We start from the raw sequence: 4,610 nt of genomic DNA on the forward strand, positions 1-4,610 counted from the left end.
GCGGCGGTTTATCGAATACAAGGCTGTGGGGGCGGGTAGTTTACGCGGCATCTTTCTCAACCACCTTCTCCGCCTTTTCTGCGCCGGCAGGCTCGTCATCGCTGCTGGGGTTGTTCATCTCTTGTTTGAAACTCCGCAACGCTTTGCCAAAGGCGCTGCCCAACTCCGGTAGCTTCTTGGGGCCAAACACGACCACCGCGATCACCCCAATCACGGCCAGCTCTGGCAGGCCCATGCCGAAGATGCTCACGGCCAGGATAGGTTCGCTCGGCAGCAGAATAGTCATAAGTCCCCAAAACCTGAAAAGTAGAACAGACGGATCAACCCAGCTTGCAAGGGATCCATCCGTCCCACTCTAACAAGTTCTTCTCCCATGCAGAAAGGGATCCTTTGGCAAGGACTTCTCCCAGCCTACCCCCGGCCTACTCAAGACATAGGATGGTGCTATCCCTTGCCCGATGTTTTTGTTCAGAACAAGCCATGCCTGTCTCCTACGATATTGTGGTCATCGGCGCTGGTGCGGCGGGTCTGGTGGTGGCCAGCGCTGCGGCCCAACTGAAGGCCAAGGTGCTGCTGGTGGAAGGCAGCGACCGCTTGGGCGGCGATTGCCTCTGGTATGGCTGTGTGCCCAGCAAAGCCCTTCTTCACGTGGCCCATACCGTCCATCGGATTCGCCAGGCCATGGCTGCCGGTTGGGTAACTCTCCCTGGCCCAGCAGGGATCTCGGTGGATTACCTCAAGGTGTACGAACACATTCGCTCTGCCCAGAGCTACATCGCCAACCACGCCGATTCGCCGGATCGCTTCCGCCAACTGGGGGTGGAACTGGTGTTTGCCAAGGGCCACTTTGTGGATGGGCGCACCTTTGAGGTGGCAGGACGGCAGGTACAGGCGCGGGCTTTTGTCATCGCCACCGGATCCCGTCCTTGGGTTCCCCCCTTGCCAGGCTTGGCCGAGGCGGGCTATCTGACCAACGAATCGATCTTTGACTTGACCCGCTTGCCCAAATCGGTGGCGGTGATAGGGGCGGGGCCGGTAGGCTGCGAGTTGAGCCAAGCTCTGGCCCGTCTGGGATCCGAGGTGACCCTCATTGCCAGCCGCGAGGGCATCTTGCCCAAGGAGGATCCCGAAGCCGCCCAGGTGGTGCAGCAACAGTTGGTCCAAGATGGGATCCGCATCCTCACCCGGGTACGCGCCACAGCAGTTGGCCAAGAGCAGGGGGCAAAGCTGCTTTACCTAAAGGCCAATTCCGGGGCAGGCACCGCCGCTGCAGGTGATCAAGTGATCCGTGCAGAAGAGATTTTGGTGGCCGCCGGTCGGATCCCGAACGTGGAAGGGCTGGGTCTAGAAGCCGCCGGCGTGCAGTACACCCCCCAAGGGATCCAGGTGAATGCCAAGCTGCAAACCCGCAATCCCCGCATCTACGCCTGTGGGGATGTCATCGGCGGGCCGCAATTTACCCATGTGGCGGCCTACGAAGGGGCAGTGGCCCTGGTCAATGCCCTGTTTTTCCCCCTCAGCCAAGCGCGTTATCGTGTCATTCCTTGGGCCATCTTCACCGAGCCGGAGCTGGCCCGTGTGGGCCTCACCGAAAGCGAAGCCCGGCAGCAATACGGCAAGGATGTGGTGGTGCTCAAACAGGAGTTTGCCGATGTGGATCGGGCCCAGGCAGAAGCTGCCCCCCTGGGCTTTGCCAAGTTGATCTGTCGGCGCAACGGCCAGATTTTGGGGGCGCACCTGGTGGGATCCCAGGCGGGAGAGCTGATTCATGAAGTGGTTTTGGCCATGAGCCGGCGGCTGCCCGTCTCTGCCCTGACCGGGATCCACATCTACCCCACCCGCTCGGAGGTGAATGCCAAGGCGGCCCTGCAGCACCGCAGGCAACAATTGGCCACCAACCCCCGCCTGCAGAACTTCTTGCAGGGATTCTTTGCCTGGAGGCGGGCCTGGAGCTGACAGCGCAAACTGGGGGTCAGCCACCGCTAGACTAGAATGGTCATTTACTGAGGGTTCCCGATGGGCTTTCTCCTGTCTGCCGAACAAGTGGGTCAGTTTGTTTCCAACCAATGGCAGGATCCCTATGCCGTTTTGGGCCCCCAGCAGATAGAAGAGGCCGGGAAATCCTTTGGGTTGGTGCGCGCCCTTGTGCCCAATGCTCGGCAGGTTTGGCTGGTGGAACGCGCCACTGGACAGGCTTACCCGATGCAGCCGCTGCACCCGGAAACGCTATTCGAGCTGCGCTTTGAGCCGGGAACCCCTCTGCCGGACTATTTTTTGCGGGCCCAACGGGTCTGGGATCCCCAAGGGGAACACTTGGAAGAATGGGAGGATCCCTACCGCTTTCCCTTGGAGAAGGTCAACCACATTGGCGAGCTGGATCGCTACTTGTTCAACGAGGGGAATCACCACCGCATTTACGACAAGCTGGGCGCCCATCTCATCACGGTGGATGGGGTGAAGGGGGTGCATTTCGCCGTCTGGGCTCCCAACGCCCGCAACGTCAGCGTTATCGGCGATTTTAACCACTGGGACGGGCGTCAACACCAGATGAAGCGGCTGGGCGAAAGCGGCATCTGGGCGGTGTTCATCCCCGGCATAGGGCCAGGCGCCATCTACAAGTACGAGGTGAAAACTTCCTGGGGGGATATCTACGAAAAATCGGATCCCTATGGCTTTCAACAGGAGGTGCGCCCCAAAACCGGCTCCATCGTAGCCGACCTCAACACCTACACCTGGCACGACCAAGCCTGGCTGGAAAAACGCGCCGCCACCGATCCCCTGCGCTCGCCGATTTCGGTTTATGAGGTGCATCTGGGATCCTGGATGCACGCCTCGGCTGAAGATCCACCTGCCGAAGGGCAAAGTGTGCTGGTGGACCAAAAGCCCAATACTCGCTTCCTCACCTACCGCGAGCTGGCGGACAAGCTAATTCCCTATGTGAAGGAGCTGGGCTTTACCCACATCGAGCTGTTGCCGGTGGCAGAACACCCCTTTGATGGCTCTTGGGGCTATCAGGTGATCGGCTACTATGCCGTAACATCCCGCTATGGATCCCCGCAAGACTTTATGTATTTTGTCGATCGGGCCCACCAAGCCGGGATCGGCGTGATTGTCGATTGGGTGCCTGGGCATTTCCCCAAAGATGGGCATGGGCTGGCTTTTTTCGACGGTACTCACCTGTACGAGTACGCCGACCCTCGCAAAGGCGAGCACAAAGGTTGGGGCACTTTGGTCTTTAATTATGGCCGCAACGAGGTGCGCAATTATCTGGTGGCCAATGCCCTTTTTTGGTTCGAGAAATACCACATCGACGGGATCCGGGTGGATGCGGTGGCCTCGATGCTTTATCTGGATTATGACCGCAAAGACTGGATCCCCAATCCCTACGGCGGGCGGGAACACCTCGAAGCCATCGACTTTTTCCGGCAGCTCAATACCCTCATTTTCAAATACAACCCCGGTGCGCTTTCCATTGCCGAAGAATCTACTGCTTGGCCGATGGTAACTTGGCCAACCCATGTGGGTGGGCTGGGCTTCAACTTGAAGTGGAACATGGGTTGGATGCACGACATGTTGGATTATTTCCACATGGATCCCTGGTTCCGCCAGTTCCATCCCCATTTGGTCACCTTCAGCCTCATGTATGCCTTCAGCGAAAATTACATGCTGGCCTTTTCTCATGATGAGGTGGTGCATGGCAAGAGCCACATGTTGGGCAAAATGCCGGGGGATCATTGGCATAAGTTCGCCAGTCTGCGGGCTTTGTATGGCTACATGTTCACCCACCCTGGCAAGAAAACCTTGTTCATGAGCATGGAGTTTGGCCAGTGGAATGAGTGGAACGTTTGGGCAGATCTGGACTGGGGGCTGCTGCAGTATGAACCCCACGCCAAGTTGCGCCACTACGTGGCCAGCCTGAATCACCTGTTGCGCTCTGAGCCTGCCCTGTATACCCAAGACACCAAGCCAGAAGGGTTCCGCTGGATTGACTGCAGCGACCATCGCGGCATTGTTTCCTTCATCCGCTATGGGGAGGATCCCAGTGAGTGGGTGGTGGTGGTTTGTAACTTCACGCCGGTGGTCTGGCCCAATTACCGCATTGGGGTACCGGAACGAGGTTTTTATCGAGAGCTGCTCAACAGCGATGCTGTGGAGTTTTGGGGCAGCGGGGTAGGCAATTTGGGGGGCAAGTGGACAGACGACTGGGCCTACCACAACTTGCCCTACTCCCTCGAGCTCTGCCTGCCGCAACTTTCTACCTTGGTGCTGAAATGGCAGCCGCCGCAGCCGGTCGAGTCCCAGAATTGACACCCTGCTGGCTTCCTTCCGCCGCACTGGGAGGACGGGTCTGGAGACTTCGTTTTTTGGCCATTTGTAGTCCTTTCAAGCTGGATTGAGACAATCCCCAAGCGCTCCATACCGCTTCCGAGATCACCCCCAGTCCTCTTCCCAGAGGGAGAGGGGAGTTGGGAAGCAATGGGATGGAAATGTTTCATTTCGTTTCATTCTTATTTAAAATGACTGTGGGCGTGGGTGCAGTGTTCTAGTTTGAATCGAAATGACCATAAGGCAGACATAACTGAGTGCTACGGGCAGGTTTTTTCTGAGAG

The 4,610-nt window shown here is 58.1% G+C and carries 3 protein-coding genes; 2 read left to right on the top strand and 1 reads right to left on the bottom strand.

From position 1 onward, the window contains the following. Nucleotides 1–40 precede the first annotated feature (40 nt). A complete protein-coding gene (gene tatA, locus NW818_RS05340) occupies nt 41–286 on the bottom strand; it encodes a twin-arginine translocase TatA/TatE family subunit (RefSeq protein WP_414356913.1) in 246 nt (81 codons plus the stop codon). A 194-nt stretch (nt 287–480) separates the two neighbouring features. On the opposite strand from tatA, the gene NW818_RS05345 reads away from it, so the two are divergent. Next, nucleotides 481–1,956 carry a dihydrolipoyl dehydrogenase family protein gene (locus tag NW818_RS05345; RefSeq protein WP_414424014.1) on the top strand — a complete coding sequence of 492 codons (1,476 nt, stop codon included), beginning with the start codon at nt 481–483 and terminating at the stop codon, nt 1,954–1,956. 60 nt (nt 1,957–2,016) lie between these two features. Beyond that, the gene (glgB, locus tag NW818_RS05350) at nt 2,017–4,308 is read left to right on the top strand and encodes a 1,4-alpha-glucan branching protein GlgB (protein ID WP_414424015.1); all 2,292 of its coding nucleotides are present in this window, start codon (nt 2,017–2,019) and stop codon (nt 4,306–4,308) included. Nucleotides 4,309–4,610: the final 302 nt, after the last annotated feature.

The sequence above is a fragment of the Synechococcus sp. R6-5 genome (assembly GCF_047461775.1).
Taxonomy (GTDB): domain Bacteria; phylum Cyanobacteriota; class Cyanobacteriia; order Thermostichales; family Thermostichaceae; genus Thermostichus.